This is a genomic window from Naasia sp. SYSU D00948, from assembly GCF_017916515.1.
In the GTDB taxonomy this organism is placed as follows: Bacteria; Actinomycetota; Actinomycetes; order Actinomycetales; family Microbacteriaceae; genus Naasia.
This window is the reverse complement of sequence record NZ_JAFMTA010000001.1, coordinates 1,201,226-1,222,559: the sequence shown is the minus strand read 5'-3', so window position 1 is coordinate 1,222,559 and position 21,334 is coordinate 1,201,226. Positions and strand designations below refer to the sequence as shown.

The window sequence follows — 21,334 nt, the reverse complement described above, 5'->3', positions numbered from 1 at the left end:
CGGCCGTACCGACTTTACCCCACGAGCGGGGTTCGGGCGAATCGGCCGTCGCCGCCTACTGGTTGGTGAAGCCCACCAGGAGACCGCCGCTGAGCCGGACGCTCAGGTTGTACAGCATGGCCGCGATGGCGCCGAGCGCGGTCCCGACGATCACGTTGAGGATCGCGATGACGAGCGCGAACCCGAGCACCTGGGGCAGGCCGAAGGTCTGGGTCAGGCTGAACGTGGTGTCACCGGACACCTCGCCGAACAGGGCGCTCAGGCGGTCGAAGATGCCGGTCTGCGCGAGCACCATCCAGATCAGGAACGTGCCGACGATCAGCACGACGCCGAGCGCGATCCAGACGAGGAAGGAGAGCTTCACCGCCGACCAGAAGTCGATGTAGACGAGCTTGAGGCGAACCTGCTTGGTCGCTCCCCCACCGCCGCCGCTCACCGGCCGCGTCGTCTTCCGGGCAAGCTTCTCCGCGACACTACTCATCCCCTGACTCGCCCTTCCCGGCTTCGGCGTCCGCGGGCTCGACGTCCTCTGCCGGCGCGCCCGCGTCTAGATTACGTTCACTGTTCTTCGCGACCGCGATGATTTTGTCCTCGTCGCCGAATCGGGCGAAGACGACACCCATGGTGTCACGTCCCTTGGCCGGGACCTCGGAGACCGCCGAGCGGACGACCTTGCCGCTCGCGAGGACGGCGAGCACCTCGTCGCCCTCCTCCACGATGAGCGCGCCCGCGAGATCGCCGCGCGACTCCTCGAGCTTGGCGACCTTGATGCCGATGCCCCCGCGGTTCTGCACCCGGTACTGGTCCACGGCGGTCCGCTTGGCGTAGCCGCCCTCGGTGACGACGAACACGTACGCGTGGGCCGAGTTGCCGTTGAGCACCGACGCCGCCAGGAGCTCGTCGTCCTCGCGGAAGTGCATGCCGATGACACCCGACGTGCTGCGTCCCATCGGCCGCAGCGCCTCGTCCGAGGCGGTGAACCGGATCGACATGCCCTTGCGGGAGACGAGCAGGATGTCCGAGTCCTCGTCCACGAGCAGCGCCGACACGAGCTCGTCGCCCTCGCGGACGTTGATCGCGATGATGCCGCCGCTGCGGTTCGTGTCGTACTCGGTGAGGGCGGTCTTCTTGATGATGCCCTGACGCGTCGTGAGCACCAGGTACTTCGCGACGCTGTAGTCGCGGATGTCGAGGACTTCTGCGATCTCCTCGTCGGGCTGCAGCGCGAGCAGGTTGGCGACGTGCTGGCCCTTCGCGTCGCGGCCGCCCTCCTGCACCTCGTACGCCTTCGCGCGGTAGACGCGGCCCTTGTTCGTGAAGAACAGCAGCCAGTGGTGCGTCGTGGTCACGAAGAAGTGGTCGACGACGTCGTCCGCGCGCAGCTGCGCGCCCCTCACTCCGCGGCCGCCGCGGTGCTGGCTGCGGTAGTTGTCGCTCCGGGTGCGCTTGATGTAGCCGCCGCGGGTGATGGTGACGACCATCTCCTCCTCGGGGATGAGGTCCTCGACGCTCATCCCGCCGCCGTAGCCGAGGAGGATCTCGGTGCGGCGCTCGTCGGCGAACCGCTCGACGATCGTGGCGAGCTCGTCGCTCACGATCTGCCGCTGGCGCGACGGCGTGGCGAGGATGTCCTTGTAATCCGCGATCATGCGCTCGAGCTCGGCCGCCTCGTCGATGATCTTCTGGCGCTCGAGCGCGGCGAGCCGGCGGAGCTGGAGGCCGAGGATCGCGGTGGCCTGCACCTCGTCGACCTCGAGCAGCTCGATGAGGCCCTGGCGCGCGTCGTCGACCGTGGGCGACCGGCGGATGAGCGCGATGACCTCGTCGAGCATGTCGAGCGCCTTGAGGTACCCGCGCAGGATGTGCGCGTCCGCCTCGGCCTTCCGGAGGCGGAACCGGGTGCGCCGGACGATGACGTCGAGCTGGTGGTCGACCCACAGCGAGATGAACCCGTCGATCGGCAGGGTGCGCGGCACCCCGTCGACGATCGCGAGCATGTTCGCGCCGAAGTTCTCCTGCAGCTGCGTGTGCTTGTACAGATTGTTGAGGACGACCTTCGCGACCGCGTCGCGCTTGAGCACGATGACGAGGCGCTGTCCGGTGCGGCCCGAGCTCTCGTCGCGGATGTCCGCGATGCCCGCGATCTTGCCGTCCTTGACGAGCTCGGCGATCTTGATGGCGAGGTTGTCCGGGTTGACCTGGTAGGGCAGCTCCGTGACGACGAGGCAGGTCCGGCCCTGAATCTCCTCGACGTTGACGACGGCGCGCATCGTGATCGAGCCGCGTCCGGTGCGGTAGGCGTCCTCGATGCCGCTCGTGCCGAGGATCTGCGCGCCGGTCGGGAAGTCGGGTCCCTTGATCCGCTGCAGCAGCGCGGCGAGCAGCTCCTCCCGCGTCGCGTCCGGGTGCTCCAGCAGCCACTGCGCGCCGTCCGCGACCTCGCGGAGGTTGTGCGGCGGGATGTTGGTGGCCATGCCGACCGCGATGCCGACGGATCCGTTGACGAGCAGGTTCGGGAAGCGGCTCGGCAGGACGACGGGCTCCTGGGTCCGGCCGTCGTAGTTGTCCTGGAAGTCGACGGTCTCCTCGTCGATGTCCCGCACCATCTCGAGTGCGAGCGGCGCCATCTTGGTCTCGGTGTACCGCGAGGCGGCGGCGCCGTCGTTGCCCGGCGAGCCGAAGTTGCCCTGACCCAACGCCAGCGGATAGCGGAGGCTCCAGGGCTGCACGAGGCGGACGAGGGCGTCGTAGATCGCGCTGTCGCCGTGCGGGTGGTACTGGCCCATCACCTCGCCGACGACGCGGGCGCACTTGCTGAACGCCCGGTCGGGACGGTAGCCGCCGTCGAACATCGCGTACACGACGCGGCGGTGCACCGGCTTCAGGCCGTCCCGCACGTCCGGCAGGGCGCGACCCACGATCACGCTCATTGCGTAGTCGAGGTAGGACCTCTGCATCTCGAGCTGGAGGTCGACCTGCTCGATCTTGTCCGTCATGTCGTCCGTTCTTGTCGTTCGGGGAGTTCTGGTGTCCCAGCCGTTCGGGCACGCCGGTGGTTTCGGGACGGCGCCTGCGGCGCCTCCTTCACCACCCCCAAGGGCGCTAGATGTCCAGGAAGCGGACGTCCTTGGCGTTGCGCTGGATGAAGCTGCGGCGGGACTCGACGTCCTCGCCCATCAGCGTCGCGAAGATCTCGTCGGCCGCCGCGGCATCCTCGACCGTCACCTGGCGGAGGGTCCTGGTCTCGGGATCCATGGTCGTCTCCCACAGCTCCTTGTAGTCCATCTCGCCGAGGCCCTTGTAGCGCTGGATCCCGTTCTCCTTGGGGATGCGCTTGCCCTGCTTCATGCCGTCCTCGAGCAGCGCGTCCCGCTCGCGGTCGCTGTACACGTAGTCGTGCGGGGCGTTCGTCCACTTGAGCCGGTAGAGCGGCGGCTGCGCGAGGTAGACGTAGCCCATCTCGATGAGGCCCCGCATGTAGCGGAACAGCAGCGTGAGCAGCAGCGTCGTGATGTGCTGACCGTCGACGTCCGCGTCGGCCATGAGGATGATCTTGTGATAGCGCGCCTTCTCGGCGTTGAAGTCCTCACCGATGCCGGTGCCGAATGCGGTGATCATCGACTGCACCTCGGCGTTGGCGAGGGCGCGGTCGAGCCGCGCCTTCTCGACGTTCAGGATCTTCCCGCGCAGGGGAAGGATCGCCTGGTGGATCGGGTCGCGGCCGGTGCCGGCTGAGCCGCCGGCCGAGTCGCCCTCGACGAGGAAGATCTCCGACTTCGTCGGGTCCTTGCTCTGGCAGTCCTTGAGCTTGCCCGGCATGCCGCCGCCCTCGAGCAGGCCCTTGCGGCGGGCGGTCTCGCGCGCCTTCCGGGCGGCGATGCGGGCGGTGGCGGCCTGGATCGCCTTGCGGATGATCTCCTTCGCCTGGCCCGGATTGCGCTCGAACCAGTCGCCGAGCTGGTCGCCGGCGACGCGCTGCACGAACGCCTTCGCCTCGGTGTTGCCGAGCTTCGTCTTGGTCTGGCCCTCGAACTGCGGCTCCCCGAGCTTGACGGAGATGACGGCCGTGAGTCCCTCGCGGACGTCGTCGCCCGAGAGGTTGTCGTCCTTGTCCTTGAGGATGCCCTTCTCGCGCGCGTAGCGGTTCACCAGGCTCGTCAGCGCGGCGCGGAAGCCCTCCTCGTGGGTTCCGCCCTCGTGCGTGTTGATGGTGTTCGCGTAGGTGTGGACGCTCTCGGTGTAGCCCGTCGTCCACTGCATCGCGACCTCGAGCGAGATCCGGCGCTCCTTGTCCTCGGACTCGAAGGAGATGATGTCCGGGTTCACGATCTCGGCGCGCTTCGTGGAGTTGAGGTACTGCACGTAGTCCACGAGTCCGTTCTCGTAGTAGAAGACGTGCGACAGCGGCTCGGTCTCCGACTCCTCCGTGATCCCCTGGTCGGGGTCCGAATCGTCCGCGGCAGCTCGCCTCTCGTCGATGAGCGTGATGCGCAGCCCCTTGTTGAGGAACGCCATCTGCTGGAAGCGCGTCCGCAGGGTCTCGTAGTCGAACTCGACGGTCTCGAAGATCTCGTCGTTCGGCCAGAAGGTGATCGTCGTGCCGGTCTCGTCCGACGGCTCGCCCTTCTCGAGCGGCGCGGTCGGAACCCCGGACCGGAAGCTCTGCCGCCACACGTGGCCCTGGCGCCGGACCTCGACGTCGAGTCGGGTGGAGAGCGCATTCACCACGGAGCTGCCGACGCCGTGCAGACCGCCGGAGACGGCGTATCCGCCTCCGCCGAACTTCCCGCCCGCGTGCAGGACCGTGAGGACGACCTCGACCGTGGACCGCTTCTCCACAGGGTGGATGTCCACCGGGATCCCGCGCCCGTTGTCGATCACGGTGATGCCGCCGTCGCGCCGGATGAAGACCTTGATGTCGTCGCAGTAGCCGGCGAGCGCCTCGTCCACCGAGTTATCGACGATCTCGTAGACGAGGTGGTGGAGACCGCGAGGACCCGTCGAGCCGATGTACATGCCGGGACGCTTGCGTACCGCTTCGAGACCCTCGAGCACCTGGATGGCGCTGGCGCCGTATGAGTCGTCGGACATCGGCTCTGTCGTGTCTGTCGTCATAAAGGTCCTGGCTCCTGCCGGTCGAACCTCGATCCTACCAAATCGCGGCAGCCGAGAACGGCCCGCACAGGCGCGTTCCGGGCGAGGTTGACCAGATTTGCCCGCTCAGCCGTAGGTATCGCGCGGACCGCGCCCTGGAACCGATCTGGGGCCACGTTTCCAGTTGGGGGTACCCGGTCCCGAGAACGCGATGTTCTGGATGCCCGCCTCGGGGAAGCGTTGAGCGATGCGCGTGAGGATCTCCGTGCGCATGAGACGAAGCTGCGTCGCCCACGCGGTGGAGTCGCACTTCACGCGCAAAAGGCCGTCCTCCACACCCGTCGGCTCGGAGTGCGCGGCCGTCTCCGGGCCGGCGATCTCCTGCCAGGCCGCGATCAGCTCCGACTGGGACAGCGCGGTGTCCCAGCCCATGGTCGAGGTGAGCCCCGACAGCATCTCCCCCAGCGTGGCCGGATCGCGGCCTGCGCCGAACGGCTGCGACTCCCCCTCGACCTGCGCGCGCCGGCGGCGGGCCGTGCTGCGGGGTGCGGCGGCACCGCCGAACGCCGCGCGGAGACGCAGGTAGACCGAGCGTGCCTCCTCGCGGACCCCGTCGTCGCCGCTCGTCATCCGTCCGTTCCCGTCGAATCCAGGATGCGGCCCGCCTGGATGCGGACCATGGTGCCGTGCAGCTGCTCGGGAACGTCCTCGGCGACCGCCGACGTGATGAGGACCTGCTCGTAGCTCTGGATCGCGGCCGCGAGCCGCCGACGCCTGGGTGCGTCCAGCTCGGCGAACACGTCGTCGAGGATGAGGACCGGGTCCCCGGAGCTCGCCTCCGCCCGCAGGAGCTCGGCCGACGCGAGCTTGAGCGACAGGGCGAACGACCAGGACTCCCCGTGGCTCGCGTACCCGCGGGCCGGGAGTCCGTTCAGCTCGAACACGATGTCGTCCCGGTGTGGGCCGACGAGGGTCAGGGCGCGCTCGAGCTCGCGGGGGCGCGCGGCGGCGAGGGCTGCGGCGAAGCGGCTCCGGATCTCGTCGAGCGAGAGGACGACGTCCGCGCGCTCGGTGCCCTCCTCGTCGGCGTCCGGGTGCTGGGACAGGATGCTCAGCTGCGAGGCCAGCTTGGGTCCGTGATCCGCGTCGACGATCGCCCGGTACGCCGCCGCGACGTGCGGCCGCAGATCGTCGACCAGGCCGAGCCGGGCGGCGACGATCTGCGATCCGAACTCGACGAGACGCTCGTCCCACAGGTCCAGGGTGGACAGCGCCTTGGCGCCGGTCGCCCGCGCCGTCTTCAAGAGGGTGTTGCGCTGCCGCAGGGCACGGTCGTAGTCGGCGAGCACGCCGGCGAGCCGAGGCGCGCGCAGCACCAGCAGCTCGTCGGCGAAGCGCCGGCGGCCGGAGGGGTCGCCTCGGACGAGCGCCATGTCCTCCGGAGCGAACAGGACGCTCGAGAAGTAGCGCGGGAGGTCGCGGACCTTCGCGGGCGACCGGCCGACCTGCGCCTTGTTCGCCGCCGATGCGTTGATCTGCAGCTCGACGAGGATATCGCGGCCGCCGTGTCCGAGCAGCGCGCGGACGATGGCGCTCGTTGCTCCCCGCCGGACGAGGGCGACGTCACTCGAGACGCGATGGGAGCCCAGAGTGCTCAGGTACCCGAGCGCTTCGACCAGGTTCGTCTTGCCCTGCCCGTTGCTCCCCACGAGCACGTTGACCCCGTCCTCGAGGAGGAGGTCGGCGTTCTCGTAGTTGCGGAAGTCGACGAGGTTCAGGCGCCGTACGTGCATCGACCCCGCGGCTCAGCCGTCGGCGGCGCGCTTGACGGCGTGGCCGCCGAACTGCTGGCGCAGTGCCGCGACGGCCTTCATCGCCGGGGAGTCGTCCTGGCGCGACACGAAGCGCGCGAAGATCGACGCGGAGATCGTCGGCACCGGCACCGAGTGGTTCAGGGCGTCCTCGATCGTCCACCGTCCCTCGCCGGAGTCGCCGACGTATCCGTCGATCTCGGAGAGCTCGGGGTCCTGGTCCAGCGCGCGGACGAGCAGCTCGAGCAGCCAGGAGCGCACGACGGTGCCGCGCTGCCAGGCCCGGAACGTGCCGGGGAGGTCGTGGATGAGGTCCTTGCGGGCCCCCATGAGCTCGAAACCCTCGGCGTAGGCCTGCATGAGGGCGTACTCGACGCCGTTGTGCACCATCTTCGCGTAGTGCCCGGCGCCGACGGGGCCGACGTGGACGAAGCCCTCCTCGCGCGGACCCTCCGGACGCAGCGCGTCGAAGACGGGCATGGCGCGGGCGATGTTCTCCTCGGAGCCGCCGACCATCAGGCCGTAGCCGTTCTGGAGTCCCCAGACGCCGCCGGAGACGCCGCAGTCGACGTAGGCGATCCCCTTCTCGGCGAGCTGCGCCTCGTGCAGGAAGTCGTCCGTGAACTTCGAGTTGCCGCCCTCGATGACGAGGTCACCCGCGGAGAGCACGTCGACGAGGTCCTTGATGACCGCGTCGGTGATCTGCCCGGCCGGCACCATCACCCACACGATGCGCGGACCGTCGAGGGCGGCGGCGAGGTCGGCGAGCGTGGCGACGTCCGAGACGTCGGGTCGCGTGTCGTAGCCCACGACGTCGATCCCGGCGTTGCGGAGCCTGGCGCGCATGTTGTTGCCCATGCGGCCGAGGCCGACGAGACCGATCTTCATGGGGACCTCCGAATCAGCGCAGCAGCAGGTTGGGCTGCAGCAGGTAGCGGTAGTCGTCCGACGCCGCCTTGTCCTTGCTCGACTGGCTCGTGATCAGGACCGGCCCCGGCTTGTTGGGGTTCTCGGTCTTCGTGAACGCGATCCGGACGAACTCCGAGTGCACCGCGCCTAGGCCGTCGAGCAGGAACTGGGGCTTCAGCGAGACGACGGTGTCGTTCCCGTTGAGCAGGGCCTCGATGCTCTCGGACGCCTGGGCCTGCTCCGAGCCGATCGCCTCGAGGGTGAGGCCGTCCAGGTCGAAGCTGTAGCGCAGCGCCGCCTCGCGCTCCAGGACGAGCTGCACGCGGCGGGTGGCCTCCACGAGCTCGGCGGTGTTGATGACCGCGTAGTTCTCGACGTTCTCGGGGAACAGGCGCTTCACCGGCGGGAAGTTGCCCTTGATGAGCAGCGACGTCACCGTGCGCTTCTCGGAGCTGAATGCGATGAGCTCGCGGTCCTCGGTCCCGGTGATCGAGATCGTGATCGTCCCGCTGTTGCCGAAGGTTCGGCCGATCTCCTGCAGCGTGCGCGCCGGCACGAGGGCGGTGACCGTCGGCTGCTCGTCGCCCGCCGGCTCCCATGGGATGCCCCGCACAGCGACGCGGTAGCGGTCGGTGGCCACGAGGCTCAGGCTGTGGTCCGAGATCTCGAGCTGCACCCCGGTGATGACGGGGGTGACGTCGTCCCGCGACGCGGCGACGGCCACCTGTGCGACAGCGGTCGAGAACGCGTCGGCGGGGACGCTCCCGGTCGGGGTGCCGACGGCCGGCAGGTTCGGGTACTCCTCCACGGGCATGCTCAGCAGCGTGAAGCGCGCGGACCCGGCGCGGACGACGATGCGGGAGTCCTCGGAGTACACCTCGACCGGCGCGGATGCGGGCAGCCGGCTCGCGATGTCGGCCAGCAGGCGCCCGGAGACGAGCGCGCGACCCGGCTCGGCGACCTCTGCGGCGATCTCCGTCCGCGCGGACACCTCGTAGTCGAACGACGACAGGGTCAGACCCGACTCCTGGGCCTCGAGGAGGACGCCGGACAGGATCGGCAGGGTCGTCCGCTGCGGGAGGAGCTTGACGGCAAAGGACACGGCCTCGCTGAACACGTCCCTGTTCGCTTGAAACCTCACGGATGTCCCCTGTCTGTTTTCAGTCCGTCAAATGCTATCGGTGCCTCCGGAGGCCCGCAGGCCGCTCCTGCCCCGTCCCCTCAGAGGTTGTCGGAGGAGAAGAACAAGAAGAGATTCTTTAACACTCTTAACGGGTGTGGATGGTGTGAGTAACCCCGCCGAGCCCAGGTTCCGAGCGGGAACTACACGCGTGCAAGATGTGTGACCCGTGTGGGGGCCATGCGGACGAGCGTGAGTGGCGGTCGGCCCTCGCAACCCCTTGTCTCACAAGTTCTGACCTTCCATCCCCAGCCGAGGGGTGTGTCGTCCCCGAACTGTCCACAGATTCCCCACACAGTGTGCAGAACCCATGCCCGATCGGCTATGTGCACATCCCGCTCCCCCTCGGATCTGCCCACAGGTGTGGAGAACGGGTGGATAACTCGCCGTGGAAAGCCGACCTGCCCACGGGGGAGTTCCGCACGAAACGGGGGCGCGGGAGTTGTTAATAGGGGGATAAGCCTGTGGAGAAGTGGACAACTGGACCGCCGATGCCCGGAAACATGCGGAACTCGGTGGTGAGGAGTGCCGCAACGGGGCAAGGGACCAAAGTCCCAAGCGGGGACGGCGGTGCTCGCGCGGTGTGGATCGCCGCGGTCGGGCCTGGGGACCGGCGCTGCGTCGTCGGCGCTTGGGGAAGTTCGTGAAACCGTCGTCCTCTTGTGGACTTCGCCGTCCGAGGCGTCTCGCACGGCCCTTCGCGGTCCGCAGGAGGGCGAGGACCGTCCGAACCACAGGGTGTAGTCGTGTGCCGGCATAGGCCCTCACAGGGCGGCTGGGACGCTCACTGGGGCGGGTGCGCTGCGGAGGCGTCCGACCGGCCTCTCGGTGCTTCTGCAATGCTCAGCGCTGGATCCCGCGCCGGTGCATCGGATGGCCCCGAGCGCGCCTCGGAACACCGAGTGCGACCCGTGTACGAGGCGCCCTCGGTGCTGGGGGGTGCGCTCGGCGCTACAGGTCGCCCTCGGTGACGTTGGTCGCCGGCTTCGGCTGCGCCTGCGGCACCCGGACGCGCTGCTGGCTGCCGCGCGCTGAGTGCGCTCCGAACTGCCGAGCGCGCCCAGTACCACCGAGTGCGGGCCGCACCGCCGAGCGCACCTCGTGCACAGGTCGCCCTCGGTGGTTCGGGGAGCCCTCGGTGTCACTCGCTGCGCCGGTGCGGGATCCCCGTGCACCGCGCTCCCTCCGTGTGAGCACGGTGGAAGGAACGCGGGGCGGCCGTCAGACGGACGCCGGCGGGTCAGCGGGAGTAGCGGTGGTTCTGCTTGATCCGGCTCGTGAGCTCGGTGACCTGGTTGTAGATCGAGCGGCGCTCCTTCATGAGCTCGCTGATCTTCTTGTTCGCGTACATGACGGTCGTGTGGTCCCGGTTGCCGAACAGCTGGCCGATCTTCGGGAGTGACAGGTTCGTGAGCTCGCGGCAGAGGTACATCGCGATCTGCCGTGCCGTGGCGATCGCCTGGGACCGGGAGGAGCCGTAGAGGTCGTCGACGCTCAGCTTGAAGTAGTCCGCGGTGTGGTTGATGATGTCGACCGGCGCGATGACGTTGTCCTCGTCGAGCGTGATCAGGTCCTTCAGGACCGTCTGCACGAGCGCCATGTCCACCGGGGTGCGGTTGAGGCTCGCGAACGCCGTCACCCGGATGAGCGTCCCCTCGAGCTCCCGGATGTTGCTCGACACCTTGGACGCCATGAACTCGAGGATGTCGTCCGGCACCTGGAGCTTCTCGTTCTGCGCGCGCTTGCGCAGGATCGCGATGCGCGTCTCGAGGTCCGGCGCCTGCACGTCGGTGATGAGGCCCCACTCGAAGCGGGAGCGCATCCGGTCCTCGAACCCCGTCAGCAGCTTCGGCTGCAGGTCGCTCGTGATGACCACCTGCTTGTTGTGGTCGTGGAGCGTGTTGAAGGTGTGGAAGAACGCCTCCTGCGTCGAATCCTTCCCCTGGAGGAACTGGATGTCGTCGATCAGCAGGATGTCGATGTCCCGGTAGCGCGCCTGGAACAGAGAGGAGCGGTTCTGGGCGATCGAGTTGATGAAGTCATTGGTGAACTCCTCGGAGCTCACGTAGCGCACACGGATGCCGGGATAGAGGCTGACGGCGTAGTGGCCGATCGCGTGCAGGAGGTGGGTCTTGCCGAGGCCGGACTCCCCGTAGATGAAGAGGGGGTTGTAGGCCTTGGCCGGCGTCTCGGCGACGGCGACGGCCGCGGCGTGGGCGAAGCGGTTGGAGGCGCCGATGACGAAGTTGTCGAAGCTGTACTTCGGGTTGAGGCGGCTCTCGCCCCGCCCGGCGCCGGGCAGCTCGGTCACCGGCGCGACAGGAGCCTCTACATAGGGCTCCGCCGGCAGGGACTCCGACGTCACCGCCACCGGGGTGTCCTCGATCTCGGGATTCACGACCACGGCGAAGTTCGCGATCTCCAGAGAGGGGTCCAGCGAGCCGATCGCGCCGAGCAGAGGCTGGCGCATCCGCTGCTCGAGCATGCCGCGGGTGAAGTCGTTCGGCACCTCGAGGTACATGGTGCCCGCCATGACGCCCTTGGGCTCCACGAGTCCCAGGAAGCCGCGCAGCTGAGGCGTGATCCGCTCGTCCCCACCGAGGGCCGAGAGCACGTCGGCCCAGATCTGTCGGGTCTGGGATGCGACCTCTGCCATGGCGCCTCAGCAAGCTTCCGGAGCAGGACGAAACGTCCGTGCTCCTGTCAAGATCGGAAGGGAAGCCGCGAGCGGTGTCGGGTGGCCGGGCGGCTGGTTGCTCACCGTAATCTCCAGCGGGGGTTGGATCAAATCCCCCGTTCAGAATATCGACGGGCCTCCGGCGCGCCGGGTTATCCCCAGGCTTGCCGCCGTTTGACCCCTGCCGCTCGGACGCGTATTTTTAACCAGTTGCCCGCGGCGAGCGAGCCGTGGGACAGCGGCCGTCGCCGCCGCCCATCTTCTTTCGGAGTACATCCATGAGCAAGCGAACCTTCCAGCCGAACAACCGTCGTCGCGCCAAGACGCACGGCTTCCGTACGCGCATGCGCACCCGCGCCGGCCGCGCCATCCTTGCGGCCCGTCGCCGCAAGGGGCGCACCGAGCTCTCGGCGTAGGTTGCTCGCGCGGGCCCATCGCGTCGTGAGCGGGGCCGACTACCGTCGCATCGTGCGGCGGGGCCGCCGCGTCTCCGGGCGCGCCACGATCGCGTATCTCGACAAGCTCGCGCCCGGCAGTGTCCCGCGCTTCGGCTTCATCGTCAGCAAGGCTCTGGGTGGAGCGGTCGAGCGGAACCGCGTCCGCCGGCGGCTCAAGGCGGCCTGCTATTCGGTGCTGCCGGATGCCCCGGCACGGGCCGTGGTCATCCGAGCGCTGCCCTCCGCGGCGTCCGCCGACTGGGACGAGCTGCGGGCCGAGGTCGAGTCCGCCGTTCTGGCCCGCTGATGTACGCCCTCTCCGCGCTGCTCCTGCTCCCCCGCAATGCGGTGGTCGCCCTCCTCATCGCGTACCGCGCCGTCATCTCCCCTCTCTACGGTGAGGTCTGCCGCTACTACCCGTCCTGCTCGCGCTACGGTCTCGAGGCCGTCCAGGAGCACGGCGTGGTGGTCGGTGCGGCGATGACGGCCGCCCGCATCCTCCGCTGCAACCCGTGGTCGAAGGGCGGCGTGGACGATGTGCCCAGGCGCCGCGTGCGACGCTACCGGGTGACTCGCGCGGGTTTCGTCGTGCCGCTCCCCTCCGGGGGCGCGAGCGTTCTTGCCGTGAATGGAAAGGCCTGACCAGGTGGACATTTTCAGCATAATCCTCTGGCCGATCAAGTGGGCGATCGAGCTCATCCTGGTCGCCTTCCACGCGCTCTGGGACGCCGTCGGCCTGCACCCCGACTCCGGGGTCACCTGGGTGCTCTCCATCGTCGGCCTGGTGCTCGTCGTCCGCGCCGCCCTGATCCCGCTCTTCGTGCGCCAGATCAAGAGCCAGCGGAAGATGCTGGAGGTCGCGCCGCAGCTCAAGAAGATCCAGGACAAGTACCGCGGCAAGCGCGACCAGTTCTCGCGGGAGGCGATGTCGCGCGAGACCATGGAGCTCTACCGGCGGCACGGCACCAGCCCGTTCAGCTCCTGCCTCCCGCTGCTGATCCAGATGCCGATCTTCTTCGGCCTCTTCTCCGTGCTCAACGACGCGCAGCACGACAAGGCCGGCGTCGGGCTGCTCACCAGGGATCTCGCCGACTCGTTCGCCAACGCCGAGCTCTTCGGCGCTCCCCTCCGTGGCACGTTCATCAACGAGTTCAACCTGTGGACCGCGGGGCAGGGCTTCAACGGCGCCGTGATGGGGATCGCCGCGGCGATGGTCGTCCTGATGACCGCCTCGCAGTTCTACACGCAGCTGCAGATCATGGCGAAGAACATGTCGCCCGAGGCGAAGAACAGCCCCATGTTCCGCCAGCAGAAGATCCTTCTCTACATCCTTCCGCTGGTCTTCGCGGTGTCCGGCGTCGCGTTCCCGCTCGGCGTCATGTTCTACTGGCTCACCTCGAACATCTGGACCGCCGTCCAGCAGTCGATCGTCATCCGCAACATGCCGACTCCCGGCAGCGAGGCCGCGAAGGCCCGCGAGGCGCGCCTTGCGAAGAAGGGCAAGCTGAACCTCGAGGCGCAGACCGCCGCTGAGTCGCCGTCCGCAGTCGCCACGAAGCGGCCGGCCGGCCAGCGTCAGCAGCCGGTGAGCAAGAATCGAGCGAAGAAATCCGGGAGCAAGTCGTGACCGACGCAGGAGCAGCAGTGCCCTCCACTCAGGACGAGGGCGACATCGCCGCGGACTACATCGAGGAGCTCCTCGACATTTGCGACCTCGACGGGGACATCGACATCGAGTCCGACGGTGAGCGCACCCAGCTCTCGGTGACGGCCTCGTCGGACAGCAACCTGCGCGTCCTGACGAGCCCCGACGCGGTCGCAGCCCTCCAGGAGCTGACACGCCTCGCGGTTCAGGCGAAGACCGGCGAGTTCTCACGCCTCATCGTCGACGTCGGCGGGAGCCGGGCGGTGCGGCAGCGCGAGCTGGCTCAGCGCGTCGACGCGGCGCTGGCGGCGCTCGAGAAGGGCGCGAGCCGGTACGAGTTCGAGCCGATGTCCTCCTACGAGCGCAAGCTGGTGCACGACCTCGCCGCGGAGCGCGGGCTCGTGTCGCAGTCCGAGGGAGAGGGCCGGGACCGGCACACGGTTCTCACGCGCGGCTGATGGTTCCACGTGAAACATCCGTCGAGCCGGAGCCCCCGGTCGCCGCGGAGCTCTTCGGTGATCGCCTCGAGCTCGCCCGCTCCTATGCAGCTGACCTCGGGAATCGGGGCGAGGAGCTGGGCCTGATCGGTCCGCTGGAGCTGCCGCGGCTCTGGACCCGCCACGTCGTGAACTCCGCGCTCCTCGCTCCCCTTCTCACCGGATCCGTCGCCGACGTGGGAAGCGGTGCCGGTCTCCCGGGCATCCCCCTCGCCATCGCCCGCCCCGACGTCCGTCTCGTGCTGATCGAGCCGATGGAGCGCCGCGTCGCCTGGCTCGAGGAGCAGCGGGACCGCCTTGGCCTGTCGAACGTCGAGGTCGTCCGCGCACGCGCGGAGGAAGCGCCGTACCCGCGGGCCTTCGACCAGGTCACCGCGCGAGCGGTCGGGGCCCTGAGCAAGCTCATCCCTCTCACCGCGCGGCTCGTGCGCCCGGGCGGCGAGCTCCTGCTGCTCAAGGGCGCCGCTGTCCAGGACGAGGCGCGGAAGGCCGAGAAGGTCATCGCGAAATGGCGGCTCAGCAATGTTCGAGTCGATGAACTCGGCACCGGTATGGCGACCGAGGGGACGCGGGTCTTCCGGGCTACAGTGAGCTGAACCCGGCGATCCGCCGCCTCTCCCTGGCCCTCCCGGTCTTTCCTCTCGGAAGGTTCCACGTGAAACATCACAACGCTCCCGCGCCGGCGGACTTCGACAGCACCACTCCCCTGGCGCGAGAGATCGCCGATCTGACGCGCCGCCGCCACGCGGTCGAGGTCACGCGGCTGCCGAAGCCGACCGAAACCCGGATCTTCACCGTCGCCAACCAGAAGGGTGGCGTCGGCAAGACGACGACGGCCGTGAACCTGTCGGCGGCACTCGCGCGTCACGGCGCCCGCGTCCTCGTCATCGATCTCGATCCTCAGGGCAACGCGTCGACCGCTCTCGGCGTCGAGCACCGGGCGGAGACGCCGAGCGTCTACGACGTGATCGTGGGCGAGACGCCCATGGCGGAGGTCGTGCAGCAGAGCCCGGAGTTCCCCGAGCTCTACTGCGTCCCGGCGACCATCCACCTCGCGGGCGCAGAGATCGAGTTGGTGTCCCTGGTCGCACGGGAGCAGCGTCTGCGCAGCGCGCTCACCGAGTTCCTGAGCACCGCCTCTCCCCGCTACGACTACGTCTTCATCGATTGCCCGCCGTCGCTCGGACTGCTCACGATCAATGCGTTCGTCGCAGCCCGGGAGGTGCTCATCCCGATCCAGTGCGAGTACTACGCGCTCGAGGGCCTGAGCCAGCTGCTGCGGAACATCGAGCTCATCGAGCGCCACCTCAATCCGAAGCTGCGCGTGTCGACGATCCTCCTGACCATGTTCGATGGCCGCACCAACCTCGCCCAGCAGGTCGCGCAGGATGTCCGGGAGCACTTCCCTGCGGAGACGCTCGGCACCGTCATCCCGCGATCCGTGCGGATCTCCGAGGCGCCGAGCTACGGACAGAGCGTGATCACCTACGACACCAACTCCCCCGGGTCGCTCTCGTACCTCGAGGCGGCCGCTGAGATCGCACGACGAGGAGAATGATGGCGACGCCCAAGAGGACCGGACTCGGACGGGGCATCGGAGCCCTGATTCCTGTTGCCGACGAGAGCAGCGGACCGCGCCCGGTCGACGTGTTCTTCCCCGAGCAGGCCCCGCAGGACAGCCTTGTCGAGGTTCCGGGTGCTCGCCTCGCCAGCATCCCGGTGGACGAGATCGTCCCGAACCCGCACCAGCCGCGCAAGGAGTTCGACCAGGAGGCGCTCGACGAGCTCGTGGTGTCGATCCGCGAGAACGGCGTCCTGCAGCCCATCGTCGTGCGGCCCGCCCCGGAGGGCGGCACTGCGAGGTACGAGCTCGTCATGGGCGAGCGGCGGCTCCGCGCCAGCAAGAGAGCGGGACTCGCGACGATACCCGCAGTCGTCAAGGAGACGTCGGACGATGCGATGCTGCAGAACGCGCTCCTGGAGAACCTCAACCGGTCGCAGCTGAACCCCCTGGAGGAGGCGTCGGCCTACCAGCAGCTGCTCTCGGACTTCGGGATCACCCACGAACAGCTCGCGTCGCGGATCGGACGGTCGCGTCCCCAGATCAGCAACACGATCCGGCTCCTCAAGCTCCCCCAGCCGGTCGCGAACCGTGTCGCGTCCGGTGTCCTCAGCGCGGGTCATGCCCGCGCGATCCTCTCCCTGGAGGACGAGGAGGAGATGCAGCGCCTCGCGGACAAGATCGTGAACGAAGACCTGTCCGTACGGGCGGCGGAGTCCGTCGTCAGCCAGGCAGCCCGGCCCAAGCGCGCGACCGCGGCCTCAGGGCGACGCCAGGAGCAGCTCGCGGAGATCGCGGAGCGCCTCGGCGACCGGCTCGACACCCGCGTCAAGGTCACGCTCGGTGCCCGGCGCGGACAGATCGTCATCGATTTCGCGACCATCGGGGACCTGAACCGCATCCTGGGCAAGCTGGGCGACGAGGGATTCGCCGGCGCTTGACGTTGTGCCGCTGTTTCACGTGAAACAGTGGCCGGTGTCGCCGCTGTAGCGAGCCGGAGCACCCGAGCCGGACAGCCGGATTGTCGACCGGACGCGTGCGTCTCGGACGCGGGATCCAGGATTCAACAAGGCAGATTCTGACCGCTCTCGCTTGGCCGTCCCGGAAGTGCGTAGCAGCGCGAGCACCGGAGTGGTCTTCGACCCGGCGAGGCACCTCGCCCCCGGCGTAGCAGCTAATGAGCAGGGCGCGCACGACCTGATGCGTGCCGGACGCCGACGAGCCTCAGCACAGGCGCCCTCTGTTGCCGCGCGCGGCGCTCGCACGGCCGGTGCGCCTGCTGGGCCACACACAGTTCGAGTCGCGGCGCCGGTCACGGACGTCCAGGCGCCCGCTCGGTTCAGCTCCGCCTCCTGCAGGGATCAGGAGCGGTCCGCTCCGTTGCGGCGCGTCTCCCTGATCCGTCTGCGAAACGGCCGGATTTCCCTGATCCGCGCTGCCTCTCCTGATCGGGGTAGGTGGATACCGCCTGACGTGGGCGACGACTGGCCCGCCGAAGGCTGAGAGAGGTGGTCGACTGCGCCGTGCTGCCGTTCCTTTGCGACTGCCGTTGGCGTCGTACCGGCTACGCCAGGGCAGCGGACGGGACGCGAGTCACGGCACTCGTTGTTTCACGTGAAACAGGGGTCCGCGGCCCGGTCAGGCGTCCTGCCCCACCGCGGACATCGCAGTGCGCGCGATCGCCTCGTAGACCTCACCGAGGCCCGAGCCGTGCGCGGAGACGCCGAGCGGGAGCAGCGACGTCTCGGTGAGACCGGGGAGCACGTTCGCCTCGAGGAACCAGGCCCGGTCCTCGGCATCGACGATCATGTCGACGCGGGACAGGTGACGGAGTCCGAGCGCGCGGTGTGCCAAGAGAGCCAGCTCGGCCGCTGACGCAGCGGCGTGCTCACTGATGCGGGCGGGAGCGAAGAAGCGGGTCTCGCCGGCGTTGTAGCGCGCAGCGAAGTCGTACTCCCCGGACACCGGCACGATCTCGACGGCGGGCAGGGCGATGGGACCGTCGCCGAGGTCGACGACAGCGACGGCGATCTCCGTGCCCGAGATGTGGTGCTCGACCAGCACATCGTCGCCGTACGTGTACGCGTCGACCATCGCGCGCGGCAGCGCATCCGTCTCGCGGACGATCGTGACACCCTGGGCCGACCCGCCCCGCGTGGGCTTCACGACGAGGGGGAACGGGAAGGCGGACCGCACGGTCTCGAGGACGGCCGGAGCACCGAGCTCACGGAACGTGTCGCGCGAGAGAGCGAAACCACGCGGAGTCACTCCCCCGGCGTTGGCGACGATGGTCTTCGCCACTGGTTTGTCCCAAGCCAGTCGTGCGGCGCGGTAGTCGGATCCGACGAAGCTGGCTCCGGTCGCTTCGAGCAGCGCCAGCAGCGCACCGTCCTCGCCGCTGGCGCCGTGCAGCGCCGGCCACACCACGTCCCACGACCCCTCACGCAGTGACGGAAGCAGTTGACCGTCCGGTTCCCGCACGGTGACGTTCCAGCCGCGCTCGAGCAGCGCATCCGCGACGCGCCGACCGGAACGGAGGGACACCTCGCGTTCGTGCGAGATGCCGCCGGCCAGAACGAGGACGGAAGGAGAAACGCTGGTCATGACGTCCTTTCGGGACTAGCCGAGGTCGGGGGGCGGCGCGCTGACGTGCCGGTCGGCGCGTGCGGCGCGCAGTGGACCCGTACCGGAGAACTGCTCCAGGAGGTCCAGCTCGCCGCCCACGACGGTGGCCAGCCGCCGGATCCCCAGACGGATGTTGGCGGGCGTCGGGTGGCAGTAGGACAGCCTCATGCGGTCCTGGCCGGTGCCGTCGGCGAAGAACGCGGTGCCCGGCGTGTAGGCGACGAGCTCCGTCACGGCACGAGGCAGCATCTGCTTCGCGTCGAGCTCGGGAGGCAGGGTCACCCAGACGTAGAAGCCGCCGTTCGGGTGCGTCCAGCTCAGCTCGGGCAGATGTTCGGCGAGCGAGGACAGCATCGCGTCCCGCCGCTCGCGGTACACCCCTCGGAAGGTCGCGATCTGAGCCCGCCAGTCCGCCGTCTCGAGGTACTGGTTCACGACGTACTGGGAGAACGAGCTCGGCGAGAGGATCGCGGACTCCGCCGCGAGGACGAGCTTCTCGCGGATCGCGTGCGGTGCGAGCGCCCAGCCGACCCGGAACCCGGGAGCGAGCGTCTTCGAGAACGACCCGAGGTACACCACTCCGTCCTCGTCGAGCGTGCGGAGGGGAGGCGGAGGCGGGCCGTCGAAGTAGAGGAGGCCGTAGGGGTTGTCCTCGACCACGAGGATGCCGCTGCTGCGGCAGATCTCGAGGATCTCGGCCCTCCTGGGGCCGCTGAGGGTCACGCCGGCCGGGTTGTGGAAGTCCGGCACGGTGTAGAGGAACTTGATCGTGCGGCCGGCTCCTCGCTCGCGGGCGATCGCCTCGCGGAGGGCCTCGGGGATGAGGCCGTCGTCGTCCATGGCGACGTGCACGGTGCGTGCCTGGTAGGAGCGGAAGACGCCGATGGCGCCCACATAGCTCGGCGCCTCGGCTAGGACGACGTCGCCGGGATCGAGGAAGAGCTTGGACACGAGGTCGATGGCCTGCTGCGATCCGGTCGTGGTCACGACGTCGTCCACGCTCGCCCGGATCCCCTCCTCGGCCATGACCTCGAGGATGTGCTCGCGCAGCGCCGGCATGCCCTGGCCCGACCCGTACTGCAAAGCGGCGTCCCCGCGCTCGGTCATTACGGTGTCGAATGCGGTCCTGATCAGGTCATCCGGTAATGCGGACACGTACGGCATGCCGCCGGCGAGGGAGACCACCTCGGGCCGGGAGGCGACGGCGAACAGTGCGCGAACCTCGGATGCGGACAGACCCGACGTGCGCTCCGCGTAGAGCTCGTACCAGGGGTCGAGGTTGTTGCCGTTGCCGTGGGCCTGTGACACTGATTCCTTCTTCCGCGGCCGGATCCCGCTGTTCAACACTAGTGACGACAAAAGGAAGGACCCGCCCGGCTGAGCCGAGCGGGTCCCGAAAAGAAGAGTCCGTCGGTCAGGCGAGGAATGCTGCCAGCTCGGACTCGAGTGCAGGCTTGGGCTTCGCGCCGATGACCGACTTGACGACCTCGCCGCCGCGGTAGACCTTCATCGCCGGGATGGAGGTGATGTGGTACTTCGCCGCGGTCTCCGGGTTGTCGTCCACGTTGAGCTTCACGATCTCGATCTTGTCGCCGTTCTCCTCGGCGATCTTCTCGAGGACGGGGCCGACCGCGCGGCAGGGAGCGCACCACTCGGCCCAGAAGTCCACGAGAACGGGCTTGTCCGAGTCGAGCACGTCCTGCTGGAACGTCGCGTCGGTGACATCCTTGAGATTGGCCATGTACTGATCCTCCTTGGGAACGAACGCCAGTGTGAGTGTACTGGCGGGGTTTCGGCCCGATCGCCTCAGGGCTGGGCGACCAGCTCGCCGTCCGGGTTGACGGTGCTGCCGGCGACGGGAGCGCTGCCCTCCTCCGCGGCGCCCTTGGCGGGCGCGAGGAGCTCCTCCGGGAGGGAGGCGAGGTAGTGCTCGGCGTCGAGCGCGGCGACGGTGCCGGACGCGGCTGCGGTGACCGCCTGGCGGTAGGTCGGGTCGATGACGTCGCCGGCCGCGAACACCCCGGGGAGGTTGGTGCGCGAGGTGCGCCCCTCGACGGCGAGAGTGCCCTCCGGCGTGAGGTCGAGCTGACCGTGGAACAGGTGCACGCGGGGGTCGTTGCCCACGGCGATGAACAGCCCGGTGACCTCGAGCTCGCGCTGCTCACCCGTGACGGTGTCTTGCAGGGTGACGCCCTCGACGGCCGTCTCGCCCGCGATCCCCACGACCTGGCTGTTCCAGACGAACTCGATCTTCGGGTTCTCGAACGCGCGCTGCTGCATGATCTTCGAGGCCCGCAGGGTGTCGCGCCGGTGGATGACGTAGACCTTGTCCGCGAACCGCGTCAGGAAGGTCGCCTCCTCCATCGCGGAGTCGCCACCGCCGACCACGGCGATGACGCGCTTGCGGAAGAACGCACCGTCGCAGGTCGCGCACCAGGACACCCCGTAGCCGCTGAGGCGATCCTCGTCGGGGAGGCCGAGCTTGCGGTAGGCGGACCCCGTCGCGACGATCACCGAGAGCGCCTCGTAGACGTCGCCGTTGCCGGTGGTCACGCGCTTGACGTCGCCGGTGAGGTCGACCTCGGTCACGTCGTCGTAGACGACCTCGGTGCCGAACCGCTCGGCCTGCAGACGCATCCGGTCCATGAGATCCGGACCCATGATGCTCTCGGGGAAGCCCGGGAAGTTCTCCACGTCGGTGGTGTTCATCAGCTCACCGCCCGCTTCGACGGAGCTCGCGAGAAGCAGCGGCTTCAGCTCGGCGCGGGCCGCGTAGATGGCCGCGGTGTAGCCCGCGGGACCCGACCCGATGATGATCATCTGACGCACTGCGACGCTCCTCGGCTGTCTCCGGCGCCGGCCTGTCAGCCGCCGCTCCCGGGTCAACACATCCTAGCC

At 68.7% G+C, this 21,334-nt stretch carries 20 protein-coding genes; 8 read left to right on the top strand and 12 right to left on the bottom strand.

Annotation, left to right across the window (positions count from 1 at the left end):
- Positions 1-55: 55 nt before the first annotated feature.
- The 8 genes from J3P30_RS05835 to dnaA form a co-directional block, all read right to left on the bottom strand.
- Positions 56-481 carry a DUF3566 domain-containing protein gene (locus J3P30_RS05835; RefSeq protein ID WP_210480007.1) on the bottom strand — a complete coding sequence of 142 codons (426 nt, stop codon included), beginning with the start codon at positions 479-481 and terminating at the stop codon, positions 56-58.
- Positions 474-2,996, bottom strand: coding sequence for a DNA gyrase subunit A (gene gyrA, locus J3P30_RS05830; protein ID WP_210480006.1), 2,523 nt, complete (start codon positions 2,994-2,996; stop codon positions 474-476). Before gyrA ends, J3P30_RS05835 begins: the two co-directional genes overlap by 8 nt.
- 106 nt (positions 2,997-3,102) lie before the next feature.
- A complete protein-coding gene (gene gyrB, locus J3P30_RS05825; RefSeq protein ID WP_210480005.1) occupies positions 3,103-5,115 on the bottom strand; it encodes a DNA topoisomerase (ATP-hydrolyzing) subunit B in 2,013 nt (670 codons plus the stop codon).
- Positions 5,116-5,220: 105 nt separating this feature from the next.
- Positions 5,221-5,724: a DUF721 domain-containing protein gene (locus J3P30_RS05820; RefSeq protein WP_210480004.1), complete on the bottom strand. Its 504-nt coding sequence runs from the start codon at positions 5,722-5,724 to the stop codon at positions 5,221-5,223.
- Positions 5,721-6,887, bottom strand: coding sequence for a DNA replication/repair protein RecF (gene recF / locus J3P30_RS05815; RefSeq protein WP_210480003.1), 1,167 nt, complete (start codon positions 6,885-6,887; stop codon positions 5,721-5,723). The genes J3P30_RS05820 and recF overlap by 4 nt, the downstream gene beginning before the upstream one ends.
- 12 nt (positions 6,888-6,899) lie before the next feature.
- A complete protein-coding gene (gnd, locus tag J3P30_RS05810) occupies positions 6,900-7,793 on the bottom strand; it encodes a phosphogluconate dehydrogenase (NAD(+)-dependent, decarboxylating) (protein WP_210480002.1) in 894 nt (297 codons plus the stop codon).
- A gap of 13 nt (positions 7,794-7,806) precedes the next feature.
- A complete protein-coding gene (gene dnaN, locus J3P30_RS05805) occupies positions 7,807-8,955 on the bottom strand; it encodes a DNA polymerase III subunit beta (protein WP_210480001.1) in 1,149 nt (382 codons plus the stop codon).
- 1,279 nt (positions 8,956-10,234) lie between these two features.
- Entirely contained in the window at positions 10,235-11,650 is a 1,416-nt protein-coding gene (gene dnaA / locus J3P30_RS05800) for a chromosomal replication initiator protein DnaA (RefSeq protein WP_210480000.1), read from the bottom strand.
- Between the two features lie 299 nt (positions 11,651-11,949).
- Here dnaA and rpmH point away from each other — a divergent pair, with 299 nt between their 5' ends.
- Genes rpmH through J3P30_RS05760 form a run of 8 tightly spaced genes read left to right on the top strand, consistent with a single transcriptional unit; the run spans position 11,950 to position 16,752 of the window.
- Positions 11,950-12,087, top strand: coding sequence for a 50S ribosomal protein L34 (rpmH, locus tag J3P30_RS05795; RefSeq protein WP_210479999.1), 138 nt, complete (start codon positions 11,950-11,952; stop codon positions 12,085-12,087).
- 1 nt (position 12,088) lies between these two features.
- Positions 12,089-12,415: a ribonuclease P protein component gene (rnpA, locus tag J3P30_RS05790; RefSeq protein ID WP_210479998.1), complete on the top strand. Its 327-nt coding sequence runs from the start codon at positions 12,089-12,091 to the stop codon at positions 12,413-12,415.
- Complete coding sequence (yidD, locus tag J3P30_RS05785; protein ID WP_210479997.1) at positions 12,415-12,750, top strand: membrane protein insertion efficiency factor YidD; 336 nt, start codon at positions 12,415-12,417, stop codon at positions 12,748-12,750. The genes rnpA and yidD overlap by 1 nt, the downstream gene beginning before the upstream one ends.
- A 4-nt stretch (positions 12,751-12,754) precedes the next feature.
- Positions 12,755-13,735, top strand: a complete 981-nt coding sequence (gene yidC, locus J3P30_RS05780) for a membrane protein insertase YidC (RefSeq protein ID WP_307807413.1) — start codon at positions 12,755-12,757, stop codon at positions 13,733-13,735.
- Complete coding sequence (locus tag J3P30_RS05775) at positions 13,732-14,211, top strand: R3H domain-containing nucleic acid-binding protein (RefSeq protein WP_307807412.1); 480 nt, start codon at positions 13,732-13,734, stop codon at positions 14,209-14,211. The genes yidC and J3P30_RS05775 overlap by 4 nt, the downstream gene beginning before the upstream one ends.
- Positions 14,211-14,846: a 16S rRNA (guanine(527)-N(7))-methyltransferase RsmG gene (rsmG, locus tag J3P30_RS05770; RefSeq protein WP_210479995.1), complete on the top strand. Its 636-nt coding sequence runs from the start codon at positions 14,211-14,213 to the stop codon at positions 14,844-14,846. The genes J3P30_RS05775 and rsmG overlap by 1 nt, the downstream gene beginning before the upstream one ends.
- A 59-nt stretch (positions 14,847-14,905) precedes the next feature.
- Complete coding sequence (locus tag J3P30_RS05765; RefSeq protein WP_307807411.1) at positions 14,906-15,808, top strand: ParA family protein; 903 nt, start codon at positions 14,906-14,908, stop codon at positions 15,806-15,808.
- A complete protein-coding gene (locus J3P30_RS05760) occupies positions 15,808-16,752 on the top strand; it encodes a ParB/RepB/Spo0J family partition protein (RefSeq protein ID WP_210479994.1) in 945 nt (314 codons plus the stop codon). Before J3P30_RS05765 ends, J3P30_RS05760 begins: the two co-directional genes overlap by 1 nt.
- 697 nt (positions 16,753-17,449) lie before the next feature.
- Here the strand turns inward: J3P30_RS05760 and J3P30_RS05755 are convergent.
- From J3P30_RS05755 to trxB, 4 genes are all read right to left on the bottom strand, one after another.
- Positions 17,450-18,415, bottom strand: coding sequence for a D-alanine--D-alanine ligase (locus J3P30_RS05755; RefSeq protein WP_210479993.1), 966 nt, complete (start codon positions 18,413-18,415; stop codon positions 17,450-17,452).
- A gap of 15 nt (positions 18,416-18,430) precedes the next feature.
- A complete protein-coding gene (locus J3P30_RS05750; protein WP_210479992.1) occupies positions 18,431-19,744 on the bottom strand; it encodes a PLP-dependent aminotransferase family protein in 1,314 nt (437 codons plus the stop codon).
- Between the two features lie 106 nt (positions 19,745-19,850).
- Positions 19,851-20,177, bottom strand: coding sequence for a thioredoxin (trxA, locus tag J3P30_RS05745; protein ID WP_210479991.1), 327 nt, complete (start codon positions 20,175-20,177; stop codon positions 19,851-19,853).
- A 65-nt stretch (positions 20,178-20,242) separates the two neighbouring features.
- Complete coding sequence (gene trxB / locus J3P30_RS05740) at positions 20,243-21,265, bottom strand: thioredoxin-disulfide reductase (protein ID WP_210479990.1); 1,023 nt, start codon at positions 21,263-21,265, stop codon at positions 20,243-20,245.
- Positions 21,266-21,334 lie beyond the last annotated feature (69 nt).

What these genes read in the sequence shown, in the direction of transcription:
- J3P30_RS05760 (WP_210479994.1), top strand. Translation starts at nt 15,808, where the DNA reads ATGGCGACGCCCAAGAGGACCGGACTCGGACGGGGCATCGGAGCCCTG.
- rpmH (WP_210479999.1), top strand. Translation starts at nt 11,950, where the DNA reads ATGAGCAAGCGAACCTTCCAGCCGAACAACCGTCGTCGCGCCAAGACG.
- yidD (WP_210479997.1), top strand. Translation starts at nt 12,415, where the DNA reads ATGTACGCCCTCTCCGCGCTGCTCCTGCTCCCCCGCAATGCGGTGGTC.
- J3P30_RS05755 (WP_210479993.1), bottom strand. Translation starts at nt 18,415, where the DNA reads ATGACCAGCGTTTCTCCTTCCGTCCTCGTTCTGGCCGGCGGCATCTCG.
- J3P30_RS05820 (WP_210480004.1), bottom strand. Translation starts at nt 5,724, where the DNA reads ATGACGAGCGGCGACGACGGGGTCCGCGAGGAGGCACGCTCGGTCTAC.
- recF (WP_210480003.1), bottom strand. Translation starts at nt 6,887, where the DNA reads ATGCACGTACGGCGCCTGAACCTCGTCGACTTCCGCAACTACGAGAAC.
- trxA (WP_210479991.1), bottom strand. Translation starts at nt 20,177, where the DNA reads ATGGCCAATCTCAAGGATGTCACCGACGCGACGTTCCAGCAGGACGTG.
- rsmG (WP_210479995.1), top strand. Translation starts at nt 14,211, where the DNA reads ATGGTTCCACGTGAAACATCCGTCGAGCCGGAGCCCCCGGTCGCCGCG.
- J3P30_RS05835 (WP_210480007.1), bottom strand. Translation starts at nt 481, where the DNA reads ATGAGTAGTGTCGCGGAGAAGCTTGCCCGGAAGACGACGCGGCCGGTG.
- dnaA (WP_210480000.1), bottom strand. Translation starts at nt 11,650, where the DNA reads ATGGCAGAGGTCGCATCCCAGACCCGACAGATCTGGGCCGACGTGCTC.
- gnd (WP_210480002.1), bottom strand. Translation starts at nt 7,793, where the DNA reads ATGAAGATCGGTCTCGTCGGCCTCGGCCGCATGGGCAACAACATGCGC.
- gyrB (WP_210480005.1), bottom strand. Translation starts at nt 5,115, where the DNA reads ATGACGACAGACACGACAGAGCCGATGTCCGACGACTCATACGGCGCC.
- gyrA (WP_210480006.1), bottom strand. Translation starts at nt 2,996, where the DNA reads ATGACGGACAAGATCGAGCAGGTCGACCTCCAGCTCGAGATGCAGAGG.